The sequence below is a fragment of the Streptomyces sp. NPDC001406 genome (assembly GCF_042895285.1).
Classification (GTDB): domain Bacteria; phylum Actinomycetota; class Actinomycetes; order Streptomycetales; family Streptomycetaceae; genus Streptomyces.
The window spans coordinates 49,425-68,098 of record NZ_JBIAWG010000017.1 but is presented as its reverse complement, the minus strand read 5'-3'; the positions used below and the strand labels follow the sequence as shown (position 1 = coordinate 68,098).

The 18,674-nt window shown below is 70.5% G+C and carries 12 protein-coding genes and 4 pseudogenes; 10 read left to right on the top strand and 6 right to left on the bottom strand.

The features are described 5' to 3' along the window. Positions 1-6 precede the first annotated feature (6 nt). A complete protein-coding gene (locus ACFY1J_RS35060) occupies positions 7-975 on the top strand; it encodes a helix-turn-helix transcriptional regulator (protein WP_390707033.1) in 969 nt (322 codons plus the stop codon). A gap of 128 nt (positions 976-1,103) precedes the next feature. Next, positions 1,104-1,793: pseudogene (locus ACFY1J_RS35055) on the top strand (rhamnogalacturonan lyase); the annotation flags it as partial. On the opposite strand, the pseudogene ACFY1J_RS35050 reads toward ACFY1J_RS35055, so the two are convergent. Continuing rightward, positions 1,768-2,594: pseudogene (locus tag ACFY1J_RS35050) on the bottom strand (WD40/YVTN/BNR-like repeat-containing protein); the annotation flags it as partial. The pseudogenes ACFY1J_RS35055 and ACFY1J_RS35050 overlap by 26 nt on opposite strands. Positions 2,595-2,677: 83 nt before the next feature. Beyond that, positions 2,678-5,602, bottom strand: coding sequence for a glycoside hydrolase family 48 protein (locus tag ACFY1J_RS35045; RefSeq protein ID WP_390732609.1), 2,925 nt, complete (start codon positions 5,600-5,602; stop codon positions 2,678-2,680). Positions 5,603-5,862: 260 nt separating this feature from the next. Between ACFY1J_RS35045 and ACFY1J_RS35040 the strand changes: the two genes are divergently transcribed. Together ACFY1J_RS35040 and ACFY1J_RS35035 are read left to right on the top strand one after the other, a co-directional pair. Next, entirely contained in the window at positions 5,863-7,335 is a 1,473-nt protein-coding gene (locus tag ACFY1J_RS35040; RefSeq protein WP_390707031.1) for a cellulase family glycosylhydrolase, read from the top strand. A gap of 26 nt (positions 7,336-7,361) precedes the next feature. Next, positions 7,362-9,086, top strand: coding sequence for a glycoside hydrolase family 6 protein (locus tag ACFY1J_RS35035; protein ID WP_390732608.1), 1,725 nt, complete (start codon positions 7,362-7,364; stop codon positions 9,084-9,086). A 24-nt stretch (positions 9,087-9,110) separates the two neighbouring features. Here the strand turns inward: ACFY1J_RS35035 and ACFY1J_RS35030 are convergent. Further along, positions 9,111-9,880: pseudogene (locus tag ACFY1J_RS35030) on the bottom strand (phytanoyl-CoA dioxygenase family protein). A 124-nt stretch (positions 9,881-10,004) separates the two neighbouring features. Here ACFY1J_RS35030 and ACFY1J_RS35025 point away from each other — a divergent pair. Next, positions 10,005-10,904, top strand: a complete 900-nt coding sequence (locus tag ACFY1J_RS35025; RefSeq protein ID WP_390732607.1) for a class I SAM-dependent methyltransferase — start codon at positions 10,005-10,007, stop codon at positions 10,902-10,904. Between the two features lie 19 nt (positions 10,905-10,923). Here ACFY1J_RS35025 and ACFY1J_RS35020 read toward each other — a convergent pair whose 3' ends face one another. Next, positions 10,924-12,294 (bottom strand): glycosyltransferase family 39 protein, encoded by a 1,371-nt coding sequence (locus ACFY1J_RS35020; protein ID WP_390732606.1) that lies wholly within the window; start codon positions 12,292-12,294, stop codon positions 10,924-10,926. Positions 12,295-12,560: 266 nt separating this feature from the next. On the opposite strand from ACFY1J_RS35020, the pseudogene ACFY1J_RS35015 reads away from it, so the two are divergent. The 3 genes and pseudogenes from ACFY1J_RS35015 to ACFY1J_RS35005 all read left to right on the top strand — a co-directional run. Next, a pseudogene (locus ACFY1J_RS35015) lies at positions 12,561-13,637 on the top strand (helix-turn-helix domain-containing protein); the annotation flags it as partial. A gap of 2 nt (positions 13,638-13,639) precedes the next feature. After that, positions 13,640-14,914, top strand: coding sequence for a WD40 repeat domain-containing protein (locus ACFY1J_RS35010; protein ID WP_390732605.1), 1,275 nt, complete (start codon positions 13,640-13,642; stop codon positions 14,912-14,914). A 58-nt stretch (positions 14,915-14,972) separates the two neighbouring features. Next, positions 14,973-15,674: an SDR family oxidoreductase gene (locus ACFY1J_RS35005; RefSeq protein ID WP_390732604.1), complete on the top strand. Its 702-nt coding sequence runs from the start codon at positions 14,973-14,975 to the stop codon at positions 15,672-15,674. Positions 15,675-15,733: 59 nt separating this feature from the next. Here ACFY1J_RS35005 and ACFY1J_RS35000 read toward each other — a convergent pair whose 3' ends face one another. Continuing rightward, positions 15,734-16,426, bottom strand: coding sequence for a glycoside hydrolase family 75 protein (locus tag ACFY1J_RS35000; RefSeq protein ID WP_390707024.1), 693 nt, complete (start codon positions 16,424-16,426; stop codon positions 15,734-15,736). Positions 16,427-16,630: 204 nt separating this feature from the next. Between ACFY1J_RS35000 and ACFY1J_RS34995 the strand changes: the two genes are divergently transcribed. Beyond that, positions 16,631-17,242, top strand: coding sequence for a hypothetical protein (locus tag ACFY1J_RS34995; protein ID WP_390707023.1), 612 nt, complete (start codon positions 16,631-16,633; stop codon positions 17,240-17,242). 125 nt (positions 17,243-17,367) lie between these two features. Here the strand turns inward: ACFY1J_RS34995 and ACFY1J_RS34990 are convergent, their stop codons facing one another. After that, positions 17,368-18,204: an aldo/keto reductase gene (locus tag ACFY1J_RS34990; RefSeq protein WP_390707022.1), complete on the bottom strand. Its 837-nt coding sequence runs from the start codon at positions 18,202-18,204 to the stop codon at positions 17,368-17,370. A gap of 307 nt (positions 18,205-18,511) precedes the next feature. On the opposite strand from ACFY1J_RS34990, the gene ACFY1J_RS34985 reads away from it, so the two are divergent. Then, positions 18,512-18,652 (top strand): pyrroloquinoline quinone precursor peptide PqqA, encoded by a 141-nt coding sequence (locus ACFY1J_RS34985; RefSeq protein ID WP_390707021.1) that lies wholly within the window; start codon positions 18,512-18,514, stop codon positions 18,650-18,652. Positions 18,653-18,674 lie beyond the last annotated feature (22 nt).

The window sequence follows — 18,674 nt, the reverse complement described above, 5'->3', positions numbered from 1 at the left end:
GTGGCAGTGAAGTCCAGCCGACTCGTCTCGATCCTCCTGCTCCTGCAGACCCGGGGCCGGATGACCGCCGCCCAGCTCGCCGAGGAGCTGGAGGTCTCCGTCCGCACGGTCTACCGGGACGTCGAGGCCCTGAGCGCGGCGGGCGTTCCGCTGTACGGCGACGCGGGCCACGCCGGCGGCTACCGCCTGCTCGACGGCTACCGTACCCGCCTGACCGGTCTGACCACCGACGAGGCCGAAGCCCTCTTCCTCGCGGGCGCCCCCGGCCCCGCCGCCGACCTCGGGCTCGGCCCCGTGCTGGCCGCCGCCCAGCTGAAGGTGCGCGCCGCGCTCCCACCGGAACTGCGCGCCCACGCCGACCGCATCAGCGGACGCTTCCACCTCGACGCCCCCGGCTGGTACGCCGGCGCCGACGACACCCCGCACCTGCCCGCCGTCGCCGACGCCGTATGGAACGGCCGCTTCCTCGACGTCCTGTACCGCCGCTGGCGCGAGCCCACCGACGTACGGCGCCGTCTGGAGCCGTACGGACTGGTCCTGAAGGCGGGCCGGTGGTATGTCGTCGCCGGACCGGGCCCGCGTACCTTCCGGGTCGACCAGATCCTCGAACTGGTCGTCTCGGACGAGGAGTTCACCCGCCCCGAGGACTTCGATCTGGCCGCCTACTGGACCGCGTACCAGCGGGACTTCCACGACCGGCTGCGCGGGGGAGAGGCGCGGGTCCGACTGGCCCCGGGCGCCCGGCTGCCCGGACCGGCGGGGGAGGCGGCGCTCTCCAACGGCCGTGCGGACGAGAGGGGTTGGACTCTGGCCACCGTCCCCATCGAGTCCGTCGCCCACGCCCACGCCGAATTCCTGCGCCTGGGCACGGACATCGAGGTCCTCGCACCCACCGAGCTGCGTGAGCGCATCGCGCGGACCGTCACCGAACTGGCCGAAATCTACGGCAACTCCCGTGCGGGCGGCGGCGACTGAGACGGGAACCCGTCCGTCCTCCCCGGGAGGTACGTCACGTGAAGCACCCGCATCCCCCCGCCCACCGCAGACGCCGCAGCGCCGTCCTGTCCGCGCTGACCGCGGTGGCCGCCCTGGTCGGCGCCGGTGCCTCCGTCGGCGACCTCGACGGTGACGGGCAGCCCGACTTCGTCCTCAAATGGCAGCCCACCAACGCCAAGGACAACTCCCGGTCCGGCTACACCGGCGACACCGTCCTCGACGGCATCAAGCTCGACGGCACCCGTCTGTGGCGCATCGACCTGGGCCGCAACATCCGCTCCGGCGCGCACTACACCCAATTCCAGGTGTACGACTACGACGGCGACGGCAAGGCCGAGGTGGCCGCGAAGACCGCCGACGGCACGGTCGACGGCACCGATGCGGTGATCGGCAGCGCGTCGGCGGACCACCGGAACTCCAGCGGCTACATTCTGTCCGGCCCGGAGTATCTGACCATGTTCAACGGGCAGACGGGCAAGGCGATGCAGACCGTCGACTACGTGCCGGCGCGCGGCACGGTCTCGTCCTGGGGCGACTCGTACGGCAACCGCGTCGACCGCTTCCTCGCGGGCACGGCCTATCTGGACGGCTCCCGCCCCTCCCTGATCATGGCGCGCGGCTACTACACACGCACCAACTCCTCCACCAACAGCGGCAAGGGATACGACGGCCAGGGCAACCACCAGCTGTCGGTCGCCGACGTGGACGGCGACGGCAAGGACGAGATCGTGTACGGCTCGATGGCCGTGGACGACAACGGCTATGGCCTGTGGACGACGAAGAACGGCCACGGCGAGTGCCGGGGTGCTGACGGTCGACCGTCAGCCCGCTGAAGCCGTAATAGGTGTCCGCCTCCGCGACCGGGCTGATGTTCGTCCACGTGCCCGTCGCCGTCGCGTACCGCCACAACTGGCCCTTGCCGCCGAGACGATGCCCTGGTTGTCGCTGGCGTGCCCGGACCTGTCGCTCGGATCCTGTTGATAGTTGCCGGGGTTGGGAAAGGACGTCACCTGCGACCAGGTCGCCCCGGAGTCCGTCGACCGCCACAGGCCCTTGCCGCTGGGCGCGCCCAGATACAGCACGCTGTTCCTGTTCGGGTCGATCGCGAGCCGTTCGCCCATGCCGCGGCCGGGCATGTTGCCGCCCAGCTTGAAGGGAAGGCCGGCCTTCTGCCAGCTCGCGCCCCGGTCGGAAGAGCGCAGCACGGCCCCGTTCCCGGGATCCCAGCTGTTGGTTTACGTGCCCACGGCCGCATACACCCTGTTCGGATCGACCGAGTCGGAGGCCAGGCTGACCACACCGGTGTGTCCCCAGTCGTTCCAGCCGACGGAGTCCAGCAGCGGGGTCCAGGTCTTCGTCGACTCCTGCCAGCGGTAGGCGCCGCCGATGTCGGTGCGGGCATAGACCAGGTTCTTCTCGGAGCGGTTGAACACGATGCCGGGGACGAAGCCGCCGCCGTCGATACGGGCGTTCTTCCAGGTGTAGGTGTCGGCCGCGAGCGGCACTTTCGGGGTGCTCGCGGCCAGGGCGGGCGGACTGCCCGCGAGCAGACCGGCGGCCAGCGCCAGCACGGCCGTGAGGATGCGGGTTCTTCGCACGGGAGGAGTCCTCTCCTGGGGGGAGGGCGGTCCCCAGTGCGGGTGGGGACCGCCGAAGAAGCGCCCCGAAGGGGCACTGCCAACTATTCGAGGAGTTCCGCGTACGAGCCCATGGCCAGGGCGATGTCCGCCTGGGCCCAGAAGCGGTGGTACGTGAAACTCGGTGCGGCGCCGCCCGCCAGATAGCTCTCGATCTTCGACCAGGCCGGGTCGTTCTTGTAGAAGGAACGCAGCGAGGCAAAGGTCGAGGAGGAGTTGATCGTGTCGCCGTTCGGCATCTTGCCGCTCCAGCCGCTCGGGACGTACACGCCGTCGTCGAAGCGGTTGTAGTCGGCGCGGGTCTCCGGGACGGCGATGCCCAGGCTGTCCTGGTAGTTGTTCCACATGCCGTCGAGGAGCGCCTTGGCCGTCGACTTCGCCGTCGCGTCACCGGACTTGGCGGCGTAGTACGTCAGGGTCTTGGCGTACGCGGCGGCCACGCCCACGTCGTTCGTGTAGTCGGCGACGGTGACGTGAAGTCCGCTGTTGGAGCCGGGACTTGACGCGTTCCAGGTGTCGGGCTGGCCGGACCACTGGAGGGTGGAGGGGATGAGGTAGGTGCCGTCGGGGTTGATCGTGGTCTTGGACAGCGCCCACTTGACCCACTTGTCGAGGACGGCCTTCGCCGTGGCGTTCCCCGTCTGCTGGTAGTACTCGGCGACCCGCTCCATCGACCACGCCTGGAAGCCGAACCACTGGTTGGACGGCGGGTCGTGGTAGACGGGCTGCCAGTCGTAGTACATGCCGTAGAAGGTGGGCGTACCGGACGGCGGGGTGGCGTACCGGCCCTGCCAGCTGTTGGTCGCTCCGCCCGCGATGGCGCCCTCGGACGACTGGAGCCAGCGGTAGAACTCCAGCTGCCGGCCGAGCGAGGTCGACCAGTCCGCCGCGCCCGTCGCCGACTTGGGCTTCAGATCGGCGTACGAGCTGAGCGCGTAGGCGGCCAGGGGGTTCTGGTAGCCGCCGTGGACATGGCTGGAGCCGATGCGCCAGGCCCAGCCCGCGCTTGTGTCGGTGGCGCCGCCCCAGGCGTAGTACCAGGACAGCAGATAGTCGGAGGAGTTCTTGCCGGTGCCCGCCGCGCAGGTGGAGGGACCGACACAGTTGCCTATCTTCTTGAAGTACTTGTCGTACATCGCGTACCGCAGGTAGTCGCCCATCTTCGCGGCCTTGCCGACGGTGGCCGACACGTCACCGCCCTTGCCCTGCGCCTTCGCCCATACGTCCGCCCAGTACGCGGCCTGCACCGCGCGAGCGTCCGCGTCCGGGGCGTCCGTGTACTTCCACTGCTTGGCGTAGGAGGAGTCGCCGGTGAACAGGTCCAGATAGCCGTTGCTGCCGCCGTACTTGAAGGCGTCGCAGGTCGGCTGCGGGACCGTCTCCCAGACGGACTCCTGCGGGCCGCGCTGGAAGGTGTTGATGTACGACGGTCGGGTGGCCGTCGGGCCGGCCTCGCACTTGCCGGGCTCGTTGCCGTAGCCGTAGACGTTGTCCACGTCCTGCAGCCAGTGCATGCCGTAGACGTCGTCCGTGCCGTACGCCGACTTCAGCTCACCGGCGATCGGATCAGAACCGACCGACACCGAGGTGTCCAGCTTCGCCGGGTACTCATTGGGTGTGTCCAGCTCGGGCGCGTACGTCGCCGGCTTCGAGGCGTTGTAGAAGGAGCTGGTCGGCTGGTCGGCATGGGTCGGGATCATGTACTTCTCCATCAGATCCCAGGCGCCGTTGAACTTGGACCAGTCACCCGTGACCTTGCCGTACATGGCCTGTAGCCAAAGAAGGTAACTGTAGGCCTCCGACGTGGTCTCATGTCCCTGGTCCGGGGCCTCGACGATCAGCGTCTCGACCGAGTGGTAGGGGATGCCCTCGGGGGAGAAGTAGCCGTTCGCCGGGTTGGTGATCTTCCCGTAGAGGTCCAGGAAGCGGGCGTCGTACGCCTTCGACCCCGCGAGCTCCGTCACCGTGACCGTCGCCTTGGTGTAGCCGGTCGCCGAGGCGGTGAAGGTCGCCGCGCCCGTGCCGGAGGAGTCGGCAGCGATGGTCACCGTCTGCGCGGTGTTCCAGTTGGACGGTGTGAAGGTGAGCGACGAACCGCCGGTGACGGACAGCCCGGTGTTGCCGTCCGTACGGGCCACGCCCACCGTCACATTGGCGCTCGGCGGCGTCGACAGCTTCACCGAGAAGGTGCCGGTCTTCCCCTGCTGGATGCCCAGTTGGGTGGGTGAGGCCACCAGGGCGGGACCGGAGGCGACCGTGATGCCGACGGGAGTGGAGGTGCCGGAGGCGCCCAGGCTGTCGTACGCCTTCGCCACCAGAGAATGACTGCCCACGGTCAAGCTGGAGACGGAGAGCGTGTACGGGGCGCTCGTGTCCGTCCCGAGCAGTGTGGTGTCGTCGTAGAACTCGACCTTGCTGACCGTCGCGTTGTCGGCCGCCGCCGCGGTCGCCGCGAGCGGTACGACCTCGCCCTGTGTGTAGACCGCGCCCGCGGTGGGACTGGTCAGCACGGTGACCGGTGGCTGGTGCGCGCCGGTGCAGGTCGTGCCGTTGACCGCGAAGGCGGCCGGGGCCGCGTTGGCGCCGCTGTAGCTGAACTGCGCGCCGGTCGAGACGGCGGCGCCCGCGGCGATCGTCCCGTTGTACGAGGCGTTCTGCACGGTGATCGACTGGCTGGACTGGGACCAGTTGCCGTTCCAGCCGTTCACGAGCTTCTGATTGCCCGTGTAGCCGTACGTCAGCGTCCAGCCGTTGATCGCGTCCGTGCCGCGGTTGGTGAGGGTGAGGTCGGCGGTGAAGCCGGAGCCCCAGTCATTGGTCTTGTAGTCGACGCTGCACTGGACCGTCGCTGCCTGTGCGGGAGTCGTCCCCGTGGCGAGCATCGACAGGGGAAGGGCGAGCGCAGCGACGACGGCGGTCCATAACCTCCGTACGGCTCTGCGTCTGCGTCCGGGAAGTCCGGGATGCATGTGCTGGTTCCTCCTTGCGCTGGCGAGACGTGGGGAGAAGTCAAGGCTTGAACCAGTGGGAGCGCTCCCATAGTGGGGACGAGGGTGAGAGCGGTCAAGATGCTTGAAGAGTCGAAAAGATTCGACGGAAGCCGCCCAGGAAAAGTCAAGCGACTCCCCTGTCCATCGCCGTCACTTGGCGCTACCTTCCTTCGCACCAGTGGGAGCGATTCCGTTCAGTCGACGCGTACGTCACGCGTCCGAGCTGCAAGGAGTCGCTCATGCGACACCCCCCGCGTTCAGTACTTTTAGCCGTCGCCGGTGCGGTCGCCCTTGTCGGGTCCGCACTGGTGCCGGTGGTCTCGGCGTCCGGGGCCACACCCGCCTGCACGGTCGAGTACTCCGTCACCGGGCAGTGGGACACCGGCTTCCAGGGTGCCGTGAAGATCACCAACAACACGGCCGCGCTCAGTAGTTGGAGCCTCACCTTCGACTTCGCGAACGGCCAGAAGGTCACCCAGGGCTGGAGCGCCAAGTGGTCCCAGTCCGGCACCACCGCGACCGCCGCCAACGAGAGCTGGAACGGCTCGCTCGGAACCGGCGCGAGCGTCAGCGCCGGGTTCCTCGGCTCCTGGTCGGGGAGCAACGCCGTACCGACCGCGTTCAAGCTCAACGGGACGACGTGCAACGTGGATGCGGAGCCCTCGCCCACCCCGACCGAGCCACCACCGGGCAACGGCACCGCACCCGCCCTGCACGTTTCCGGCAACAAGCTCGTCGACGCCGACGGCAAGACCCGCCGGCTGCTCGGCGTGAACCGCTCCGGCGGCGAGTTCATGTGCGTCCAGGGCTACGGCATCTGGGACGGTCCCGTGGACGACGCGGCGATCAAGGCGATCGCCGACTGGAAGGCCAACGCGGTGCGCATCCCGCTCAACGAGGAGTGCTGGCTGGGCCTTTCCAACATCAAGCCCGAGTACGCCGGCGCCAACTACATCAACGCCGTCAAGGACCTGGTGGCCCGGGTCGAGGCGCACGGCATGACACCGGTCCTCGAACTCCACTGGTCCTACGGCCAGTACACCGGCAACTCCGCGGGCTGCTCCGACGTGCACGCCACCTGCCAGAAGCCGATGCCCGACATGCAGTACAGCCCCTCGTTCTGGTCCTCGGTGGCGAGCACCTTCAAGGGCGACCCGGCCGCCGTGTTCGACCTGTTCAACGAGCCGTACCCGGACCGGGCGACCTCCACCACCACCCAGGCCTGGCAGTGCTGGAAGGACGGCGGCAACTGCCCCGGTATCTCGTACGAGGTCGCCGGTGTGCAAGACCTCGTCGACGCCGTACGCGGCACCGGCGCCAAGAACGTCATCATGGCGGGCGGGCTCGCCTACTCCAACGACCTGAGCCAGTGGCTGACGTACCGGCCGACCGACCCGGCCGGCAATCTCGTCGCCGCCTACCACGTCTACAACTTCAACACCTGTGCGAACGAGAGCTGCTGGAACTCCACCCTCGCCCCGGTCGCGGCCCAGGTGCCGCTGGTCGCCGGGGAGGTCGGTGAGAACACCTGCTCGCACGGGTTCGTCGACCAGGTCATGAAGTGGTTCGACGACCGGAGCCTGTCCTACCTCGGCTGGACCTGGAACACCTGGGACTGCTCCTCCGGCCCGTCCCTGATCACCAGTTTCGACGGAACCCCCACCGCGTACGGCATCGGCCTGCGCGACCACCTGCGCGCCATCAACCCGTAGCCCCTTTGAAGAAGGAACCCGCGCTCATGAGTCGTACCAGAACAGCGATACTCGCCGCCCTGGCGCTCGTCGCCGGGGCCTCGGGAACGGCCCTCACCACCGCACCGGCGAACGCCGCCGCGTCCGCCGTCCCGTGCACCGTCGACTACAAGGTGCAGAACCAGTGGGACACCGGCTTCACCGCCGCCGTCACCGTTACCAACAACGGTGCTGCCAAGAGCAGTTGGTCGGTGAAGTGGGCGTACGCCGGCAACCAGAAGGTCACCAACTACTGGAACACGAAGCTCACCCAGAGCGGTACCGCCGTCACCGCCAACAATGAGACCTACAACGGCACGCTGGCCACCGGCGGTTCGGCCAGCTTCGGCTTCAACGCCTCCTACAGCGGCGCCAACGCGATCCCGGCCGCCTTCACGCTCGACGGCGTCACCTGCAGTGTCGACGACGGGGGCAGCGGCGGTGGCGGAGGAGGCGGCGGTGGTGGTGGCGGCACCGGCAACCGTGTCGACAACCCGTACGCCGGCGCCAAGGTGTACGTGAACCCGGAGTGGTCCGCGAAGGCCGCCGCGGAGCCCGGCGGCAGCCGCGTCTCCAACCAGCCCACCGGCGTCTGGCTCGACCGCATCGCCGCCATCAACGGCGCGAACGGCAGCATGGGCCTGCGCGCCCACCTCGACGCGGCCCTCGCCCAGAAGGGCAGCAACGAAGAGGTCGTCCAACTGGTCGTCTACGACCTGCCGGGACGCGACTGTGCGGCCCTGGCGTCCAACGGCGAGCTGGGCGCGACCGAGATCGACAAGTACAAGACGCAGTTCATCGACCCGATCGCGGAGATCCTCTCCGACAGCAAGTACGCCTCCCTCAGGATCGTCACCACCATCGAGATCGACTCGCTGCCCAACCTCGTCACCAACACCGGCAGCCGCGCCACCGCCACGCCCGCGTGCGACACCATGCTCGCCAACGGCAACTATGTGAAGGGCGTCGGCTACGCCCTCGCCAAGCTCGGCGCGATCCCCAACGTCTACAACTACCTCGACGCCGGCCACCACGGCTGGCTCGGCTGGGACGACAACTTCGGCCCCGCGGCCACCCTGTTCAAGCAGGCGGCCACCAGCGAGGGCGCGACCGTCGACGACGTGGCCGGGTTCATCACCAACACCGCCAACTACAGCGCCCTGAAGGAGAACAACTTCACCGTCGACGACACGGTGAACGGCACCTCCGTGCGCCAGTCCAAGTGGGTCGACTGGAACCGCTACGTCGACGAACAGTCCTTCGCACAGGCCTTCCGCAACCAACTCGTCTCGGTCGGCTTCAACTCCGGCATCGGCATGCTGATCGACACCTCCCGCAACGGCTGGGGCGGCACCGCACGCCCGGCCGGCCCCGGCCCGCAGACCAGCGTGGACACGTACATCGACGGCGGCCGCTACGACCGCCGGATCCACGTCGGCAACTGGTGCAACCAGTCCGGAGCCGGCCTCGGCGAGCGCCCGCAGGCCGCCCCGGCGACCGGGATCGACGCCTATGTGTGGATGAAGCCGCCGGGTGAGTCCGACGGCTCCAGCACCGCCATCGCCAACGACGAGGGCAAGGGCTTCGACCGGATGTGCGACCCGACATACACGGGCAACGCCCGCAACGGCAACAGCATGTCCGGCGCCCTGCCGAACGCGCCGCTGTCCGGGCACTGGTTCTCCGCCCAGTTCCAGCAGCTGATGCAGAACGCCTACCCGCCGCTGCCGTAACGCGGTGACGGTGATCCGCCGGGGTCAGCCCTTCGGGGACAGACCCCGGCGGATCGCGCGTTCCACCGGCGAGTGGTCGCCGTCCGGCCGGTCCAGCTCCAGCGGCGACTCCAGGTACAGCGGCGGCTGAGCCATGAACCGGGGCCGGGTCCCGTGGTGCGGCTGGGCGGCGTGCACCAGGAAGGGGTGGCAGAGATAGACGTCGCCGGGGCTGCCGGTGGCGTACGTGAGCGGGCGGTGCGCGGAGGCGCGGCCACCTGCGGGCCGAGCTCCAGGAACGAGGCGCCTGCCTCGCCGTACGGCGCCAGGACCGGCGGCACGTCGAGGTGCGAGCCGACCCTGATCCGGGTCGGGGCGTCCGCCTCGGTCACCTCGCCGAACAGGAACAGCATCAGCAGCGCACGCTCCCTCGACCACAGGTTGGTGTGCCACGCTGTGGCGCCCTCCGGGAGATAGCTGCCCTCGATGTGCCAGCCCGCGTCGTCCGGCTCCTGCGCGTGCGGGAAGCGCAACGGGAAGCTTCCCAGCGAATAGCGCGGGACCCAGCGCCGCTCGCCGACCAGCAGGTCGAACGCCTCGTGCAGTACGGCGGAGTTGGCGGCGGCCGCGAACGGTCCCTGGGCCATGCCGCCCACCCACACCACCGGGTCCTTCCAGCTGCCGGGGTCGTCCGGGTCGTACCCCGTCTCCCGCCAGAGCAGCCGCGCGCAGTCCTCGGTGACGCGCTTCGGGACGGCGCCCTCGATCTTCACGAACCCTTCCTCGATGAACCGCTCCATCAGCTCGTCGTCCATCGGGCCATCCTCGGCGACCGGTGTTGCCGTACGCACCCCGTTTTTTGCCGCCCCGGCAACAGAGCTGGCCCCGGCCCGGTGCGTCGGCGCAAGCTGGCCCCACCCGGACGAGAGGCTGACCACCATGGCGCACCACCACCAGCACGGCCACAACCACAACCACAACCACGGCCACGAAGACACTGACATCGACTGGGCGGCCATGGCGCCGCACCTGGAGGCGCAGGCGGAGCTGCTGGCCCCCGTCTACGAACGGGCCATGGCCTGGCTGGCGAAGGAGGTGACCGAGCCGGGGCTGATCGTGGACGCGGGCAGTGGGCCCGGTGTCGTGTCGTGCCTGTTCGCCGAGGCGTTCCCGGGCGCCCGGGTGATGGCCGTGGACGGCACCGAGCCGCTGCTGGAGCGGGCCCGCGACCGTGCCGCCCGCCAGGGCGTCGGGGACCGCTTCGGCACCCTGGCCGGTGAACTCCCCTGTGTGCTGGACGAGTTGGACTACCCGGCCGATCTGCTGTGGGCGAGCCGCAGCCTGCACCACCTCGGCGACCAGCGGGCCGGGCTCGCGGCCTTCGCGGCCCGGCTGGCCCCCGGCGGCACCCTGGCCCTGCTGGAGGGCGGCCTGCCCTCCCGGTTCCTGCCCCGGGACATCGGCATCGGGCGGCCGGGGCTGCAGGCGCGGCTCGACGTGGTCGAGGAGGAGTGGTTCGCACGGATGCGGGCCGACCTGCCCGGCGCCGTCGCCGTGACCGAGGACTGGCCCGCCCTGCTGGCAGCCGCAGGTCTGAAGCACACCCGCACCCGCAGCTTCCTGCTCGACCTGCCCGCACCCGCCTCCGACCGGGCCCGCGCCTACATCGCCACGACCCTCTCCCGGGTCCGCGAGGCCGCCGCCGACGCCCTCGACGCCGACGACCGCGCCACGCTGGACCGGCTCCTCGACCCGGCCGACCCGGCGAGCGTGCACCTGCGGCCGGACGTGTTCGTGCTGTCCGCGTACACGGTGCACACGGCCGTACGGCCCGTGTAGCCGCCAGGGCCGCGGCGGTTCAGCACCGTCCCGGGTGCGCGTACACACTGACCCGCGCGCCTCGCACGGTGCGGGTGCCGCACTTGTCGAAGTGTTCGGCGAGCGCCTGCCGCTTCGTCTCCTCCTGCGTGGTGGTGTCCAGCGGCTGCCCGGCCGGGTCGTGCAGGACGACGATCCGCCGGGCGGCGAGGACGCGGGCGCGGATGACGGAGGGGGCGGCCTCGGTGCCGTACAGCGTGCCGGAGTCCGCCGGGCCGCGGTCCAGGGCGAGATCACGCAGGCCGCGGAAGGAATCCGGGTCGACCAGGGACCACACCCGGCGCCGCGAGGGCGTGTACAGGATGCCGTCGGCGCCCTCGCCCGCCGTGCGGACGGCCGCGGCCACGGCGGTCACGTCGTCGACGCGGCTGTGCGGGGTGCGCAGACTCAGGGTGACCGGAAGCAGCGCCACGACGGTGGCCCCCGCGGCGAGCGCCGCTCTGGCCCGGATCAGGCCTCCCGCGCGCAGCAGCCGGTCCAGCGCCGCGCCGACCAGCAGCGCCGTCCCCGCCTGGCCGTAGAGGACGTAACGGTCCACGTACAGCGGCTTCACCAGCGACACCAGCAGGAGCAGCAGCCCGGTCACGATGAAAAGGGGCAGGGCCAGCTCCACGAGACCGACCCGACCCGCGTCCCTCCGCCGCGGCAGCAGCGCGGCACAGGCCGTCCCGAGCAGCGTCAGCCCGGCGAAGCCCACGAGCGCGCCCGTCCGGGTGCCGCCGATCCAGGCCACCTGCTCGGACTGGCCCATGCTCACCACCGCCAGGGGAGCCACGCCCACCCCGGCGAGCAGCGCCACACGCGCCCAGTCGCGGCGGGCCGCGCGGGGTACGGCCACCGCGTGCGCGGCCGCCACCAGCACCGCGAACTCGTGCAGCAGGCAGGCGGACAGCACGACCGTGCCGTAGGCCGCCCAGGCCCGCCCGGTGCCCGACTCCACCGCCCGGACCAGCAGATACGACGCCCAGACGACCAGCGCGCACACCAGCGCGTACGAACGGCCCTCCTGCGCGTACCGCTGGACCGGCGGCAGGACCGCGAACACCAGCCCGGCCGCCAGCCCCGCGCGCGGCCCGGCGAGCCGGCGGCCCAGCAGCGCCAGCGTCCCGGCCGCCACCGCGGTCGCCAGCACCGACGGCAGCCGCAGCACCAGCAGCGGATCGGCCCACCCGAAGACCCGGAACAGGGCGTGCATCAGCAGGTAGTACAGGCCGTGCACCGCGTCCGCCCGCTCCAGCGTCCGCCACAGCTCGGGCAGGCCGCGCCGCGCCATGTCGTACGTCACCGCCTCGTCCCGCCACAGGCTCCCGTCGCGCCGTACACCCCACAGGCCGAGGGCCAGGGAGAGCACGACGGGGGCGAGTACATGGACGTACCGGCGGGGGATGCTCGGGGCGGCGGTCGGGAGTGCGGTCCTCGGGGACCGGGTGACGGTGGCGATGGCGGGCTCCGGTACGTGTCGGGACGGCGGGTCCCGGTGAGCGGGGCCGCGTGGACGTGCACCGACGAGTCCAGGCGCCGCACGATTGATGGGCAGCCCCCGTCCCGAGCGCCAATCAATCGCCGTACGCGGGTTGTTAGCGTGGAAGGCGGCCGCGATGGACGGGGGAGACGTGCATGGGGCGTCGTGAGAAGCCGCTGGATCCGGGGGCGGGAGCGGTGCAGCGGTTCGCCTACGAGCTGCGCAAGCTGCGCGACGAGGCGGGCACGCCGACCTATCGCGCGATGGCGCACCGGGCCGGCTACTCCGGGCCGACGCTGTCTGCGGCGGCCGCCGGAGAGCGGCTGCCCACCCTGCCGGTGGTCACCGCGTACGTCACCGCGTGCGGCGGCGACCCGGGGGAGTGGGAGCGGCGCTGGCGGGCGGCCCTCGCCGAGGCGGCCGACGAACGGTCCCCCGGGGAGGACACCGACAGCCCGTACCCGGGACTCGCCCGGTTCGACACCGGGGACCGCGACCACTTCCACGGCCGCGACGACCTCGTCGCCGAACTCGTCGCCCACGTGGGGCGGTTCAGGGTCGGGGCGGTCGTCGGTGCGTCCGGCAGCGGCAAGTCGTCACTGCTGCGGGCGGGACTGATCCCCGCCCTGCGGGAAGCACACGACCGGCCTCCGTCCGCGATCCGCGTCCTCACCCCCGGCAGCCGTCCGGCCCGAACCCACCAAGCCCTGTTCACCCCGCACGACGCTCCCGGCGACACGCTCCTGGTCGTCGACCAGTTCGAGGAGGCCTTCGCACTCTGCGCCGATCCGGCCGAACGCGAGCTGTTCATCGGCCGGTTGCTCACCGCGCTCGACCCGGCCGCCGGGCTGCGCGTGCTCATCGCCGTACGCGCCGACTTCTACGCACGCTGCGCCGAGCACGGCCCCCTCGCGGAGGCGCTGCGCGACTCGACTTTGCTGGTCGGCCCGATGCCGCCGCAGCGGCTCCGGGAGGCCGTGGTCAGACCGGCGGCCGCGGCCGGTCTGGTCGTCGAACGCGACCTGACCGCCCGGATCGTCGCCGACGCCGCCGGCGAACCCGGCGGGCTCCCGCTGATGGCCCACGCCCTGCGCGAGGTCTGGCGGCGGCGCACCGGCAAGACCCTCACCCTGGCCGCCTACGAGTCCATCGGCGGCATCCGGGGCGCGGTCGCCCACACCGCCGAGGACGTGTACGCCCGCTGCACCCCCGCCGAGGCCGCCACCGCCCGCGTTTGAGCGGACACACCTTCTGGATACGCCGCCTCGCGGGCGAACACGCGGTCTACGAGGTGTGGGACGTGCGCGCCCGGACGCTGCTGGCACGGTACGGACGAGGAGACCGCGGCGGTGCGGGCCCCGTGCTGAGCGGTGACGACCGCTACGCCGCCTGGTGCGGAGAGGACCGGCGGACGCTGCGGGTGCTCGACCTCGCCAAGGGCCGCAGAGTTGGCACACGAGTGCCCTCGGCCACCGAACAGCTGCTGTGCCGGGGCGACGTGCTCACCTTCACCCCGGACGGCGGGGCCGTCGCGACCGCCACCACGTCCGGCGTGGTGACCTGGGACTTCCGTACCGGGCGGGAACGCCCTCGGCTGCCCGTGGCGGGTGGCGCGTACGAGGTGGTGTTCGCCGGTCCCTACGCGCTCACCTGGGCCCAGGGCTCCCTGGCCCTGTGGCGGACGGACCTTCCGGCCCCGGCCGACGATGGCCCGCGCGAGCCGCTCCTCACCCTTCCCGTCGAGAGCACGGCGCTCTGCGCACTGCGCCTCGACCCGGCCGACGGCGTACTGCGCTATGAGGAGGACGGCCGGACCGTCGGCGTCCACACCCTCTCCCTGCACGGTCTGACCGGCAGGACCTGGCGCGAGAAGGCAGCGGGCAGGGCGGCCTTCGACGCCTACGGACGGCCGGCCCGGCCGCGCCGCGCGAGCGTGCGCGGGGCCGAAGCGGTGGTGGTCGACCCGGCGGGCCGCACCGCGCTCACCGGTGAGGGATTGCTCGTCGACCTCGCGACGGGCAGGAAGAGGACGGCCGTCACCGGGGAGGACCTGCTCACCGCGGGCGCCATGAGCGCCGACGGCCGCCATCTCGCCACGGCCGACTACCGAGGCCGCCTCACCCTGTGGGATCTCCGCGCCCGCCACCGGATCGCCGTCCTGCGAGCCACGGGAAGTACCGCCGACCGGCTCGCCCTGGCCTTCTCCCAGGACGGCTCACTGCTCGCGGTGGGCGCGCCGGACGGCTCCGTGCAGGTGTGGGAGACGGCGCAGCCACACCTCGGGCCCGCGCCCCTCCCCGCCGGGGACGGCCCGGTCCTCGCGGTCGGATTCGGCCCGGACGGCGCCGAGTTGCATCTCGCGACGCCCCATCTGCCGGACCGGCTCGGTGCGTTGGCGCCGGATCGCGCGGCCGCCGAGGTGTGCTCGCGCGCGAACGGCGGTGCCACGAAGGCGGAGTGGCGCCGCTACCTGCCCTCGGTGCCGTACCGCGGTACGTGCGCCGCTTGACTTCGAGAGCGCTCCAAATGATGAACTCCCGTAGTTCACCGAACCACAGGGGGTAACCATGACCGACTCTCCGGTCGCGCTCATCACCGGCGGCGGCAGCGGCATCGGTGCCGCCGCCGCCCGGCAGTTGCTGGACGCCGGGCACCGGGTCGCCGTCACCGGGCGGGGTGAGCCGCGGCTGCGCGCGTTCAGGGAGGGGCTGGGCAATCCGGACGGGCTGCTGACGATCGTCGGGAACACGGCCGAGTACGACGACGTACAGGCGGCCGTCGCCGCGACGCTGAAGGAGTTCGGGCGGCTCGACACGGTCGTCGCCAACGCGGGTTCCGCCACCCACGACTCGGTCGCGGAGGGCGATCCCGCCGGGTGGACGGACATGGTGCTGACCAACGTGCTCGGCCCGGCCCTCCTCATCCGCGCCTCCGTCGACGCCCTGAAGGAGACCCGGGGCAGGATCGTGCTCGTCGGCAGCGTCGCCGGGTTCGTCAACACGCCCGGCAATCTGTACGGCGCCACGAAGTGGGCGGTCACCGGCCTCGCCGAGAACACCCGCCGCCAGGTCACCGAGTGGGGCGTGGGCGTGACCCTGGTCGCCCCCGGCCGGGTGGAGACCCCGTTCTGGGACGGCCTGGGCAGCCTTCCGCCCGGCCACCTCCTCACCGCCGACCAGATCGCCGACACGGTTGTCTGGGCCATCCGGCAGCCCGCCGGTGTCGACGTCAACACCGTGGTCGTCCGGCCGGTCGGGCAGCCCAACTGACGTACGCACAGGGCCCGGTACCGCCCCGGGCGCGGTACCGGGCCCTCTCCCCTCCCGGCTCAGTTGTTCTGCAGGAACTGTTTCGCCAGCTGGTCGCCGAGAGTCACCGCCGCGCTGTGGCTCTCGATGGGGGAGACCTTGGAGTTCTTGAACAGGATGTACGTCACGCCGGAGTCCACGCCGCCGGTCGCCGGGTCGGGGTCGATGCCGAGCGCCTTGGCGGTGGCGTACGAGGCCTCGCCGATGATCTTCGTGGGGCCGGTGTCGCCGACGACCGCGTACTCGACCTTGTTGTTGTAGATGACGGCGACCACTCCGCCGCCCTTGATGCCGGCGCCGGCGTAGTTCCAGATGCTGCTGGAGCTGGGCACGACGACATACGGCAGTGACTCGGCCTTCAGGGGCTTGCCGTTGGACTGGTGGAAGGCCGTGTCGTCCTGGTACCAGGGGTCGCGGTTCTCGTTGCAGTTGGTGGTGCGCTGGCCGTCGCAGTCGATGTCCATGTCGGCCTTCCAGAACACCGCGCCGTTCTTGCCGCACACGGGGATGGTGGCCGAGGTCTCGTCGTCGGTCTTGTACTTGCCGTTGGATATCTGCGAACAGGACTTCACCTTGGCGAGCAGATCGGCCGCGCTGACCGAGCCCTCCTGGGCGGACCTCGGGGTGGTGCCGGAGGCGCTTGCGGGGAGTACGCCGGCGGCGAGCAGCGCGGCCCCAAAGGCCGCGGCGAGGGTCAGTGTTCGAACGCGCACTGTGGGGGACCCTTCTGTTAGGAAACTTTCCTTACCGGGTCCGTACAACTTGGCGCTCTTTACGTGGCCCCGTCAAGCCTTGGGGCGCGAACGGGTGTTCCGTGTGCCGTTTGCGGTGATCTGCCCGCCAGAGAACACTGGCGATATCGGCCATTTTGGAATTTTGCGACCGATATGCACACGGTTTCTGGGAGGCGAGGCGTCATGTTCGTACGGACCGTCTATGTGACCGGTGATCCCACGAAGATCGATACGGCCATCAGAGCCCTGAACACGGAGGGCCGGGGCCTGCTCGAAGAACGTCCCGGCTACCGCGGTGCGGGCGTCTTCGTGGACCGGGAACTGGGCAAGCTCTTCTCGGCGAGCTGGTGGACCTCCGAGGAGGCCAGACACAACAGCGACGAGGTGATGCGCGAGCGGCGCGGTGCCCTCCTGGAACCGTTCGCGGGGACCGTGGCGGTCGAGAACTACGAGGCCGCGGTCTTCCATGCGCAGCAGATGCCGAGGACGTCCGGCGGCCTGCGCATCACCAGGCTGGAGTTCGAGCCCGCGGACACGGAACTGGTCGCCGATACGTTCCGGGCCAGTGTGCTGCCCCGGCTGGAGACCCTCCACGGGCTGGCCAGGGCCTCCCTGCTCGTGGACCGGGACCGCGGACGCGGCATGGTCCACATCCTGTTCATCGACCACGAGTCCATGGCCGCTTCCCGCTCGGCCCAGGCCATGGCCCGGCACGAGGGGACGGCCAAGGCGCATGTCACCGTGACCGGTCTCGAGGAGTTCGAGGTCGTCCACGCGGACGTGCACCCCGACTGAGGCCCTGTGTCGGGCGCTTGACCGGCGCCTCGCCCTGTCAAGCGTGTGCCCCGCCGGGCGGGAGACCGCCCGGCGGGGCACACGCGCGTACGGAAGCGGGCCTTGGCGCGGGCCGAGGACGGGCCTCAACCCATGTCGAAGGTGGCCGGGTCCGGACCCAGCCGCCGGTCCTCGTTCAGCGCGCTGATCGCCGCGAGGTCCTCGGTGTCCAGGCTGAAGTCGAAGACGTCGATGTTCTCCTTGATCCGGGACGGCGTCACGGACTTGGGGATCACGATGTTGCCCAGCTGGAGGTGCCAGCGCAGCACGATCTGGGCCGGGGTGCGGTTGTGCTTCTGGGCGATGGCGACGATCGCCGGCACCTCCAGCAGCCCCTTGCCCTGGCCGAGCGGGGACCATGCCTCGGTGTGGATGCCCTGCTGCGCGTGGAACGCGCGGGCCGCGTGCTGCTGCAGATGCGGGTGGAGTTCGATCTGGTTGACCGCCGGGATGACCGACGTTTGGTCCAGCAGGTGTTCCAGGTGCTCCGGAAGGAAGTTGGACAGGCCGATGGCACGCACCCGGCCGTCGGTGAGGAGCTTCTCGAAGGCCTTGTAGGTCTCGATGTACGTGCCCCGGGACGGCAGCGGCCAGTGGATCAGGTACAGGTCGAGGTAGTCCAGACCCAGCTTCTGAAGGGACACGTCGAAGGCGCGCAGTGTGGCGTCGTACCCCTGGTCGCTGTTCCAGAGCTTGGTGGTGACGAAGACGTCCTCGCGGGGCAGGCCGGAGGCGGCGATCGCCTTTCCGGTGCCCTCTTCGTTGCCGTAGATCGCCGCTGTGTCGATGCTGCGGTACCCGGCCTCGAGTGCCGTGGCGACGGCTCGCTCGGCCTCGTCGTCCGGCACCTGCCAGACGCCGAAGCCCAGCTGGGGCATCTCGACGCCGTTGTTGAGGATGATCGGGGGGACCTTGCTGCTCACGAGCTCTTGATCCTTCGCTTGTCGACAGGTGGTACCACCATCGTCAACGATCACGAGCCAGGATGCATTCCTGACCGCCGAATCCATCGGAACTGACCGGCGAGTCAGTTGCGGACACGGAGAATGGCCGGAAATGCATCCGACGTTATCGGTCCGGACCATTGACCGCGGCCCGTCATCCCGGGACTCTGAATCCCGCCGCCGAACGCGTCGATGAACTGGGTGCACACATGTGAACACCCGACGCCATTGGCGCCTGTCTGTGCATCAGAGACCCCCCCACCCTCAGGAAAGCGGGTACCTACACATGAATGAAACCCTGCCCGAGGCCCGCCAGACGGAACGGACCGTTCAGGAGACATCGGATGAAAATCTCTGGCAAAGCCCCGGCTACACCGTTGTGGAAACCGCACTCGAAGTGACCGCCTACGCCCTCGGCGACCGCTGACCCGAGGCACGGCGAACCGCAC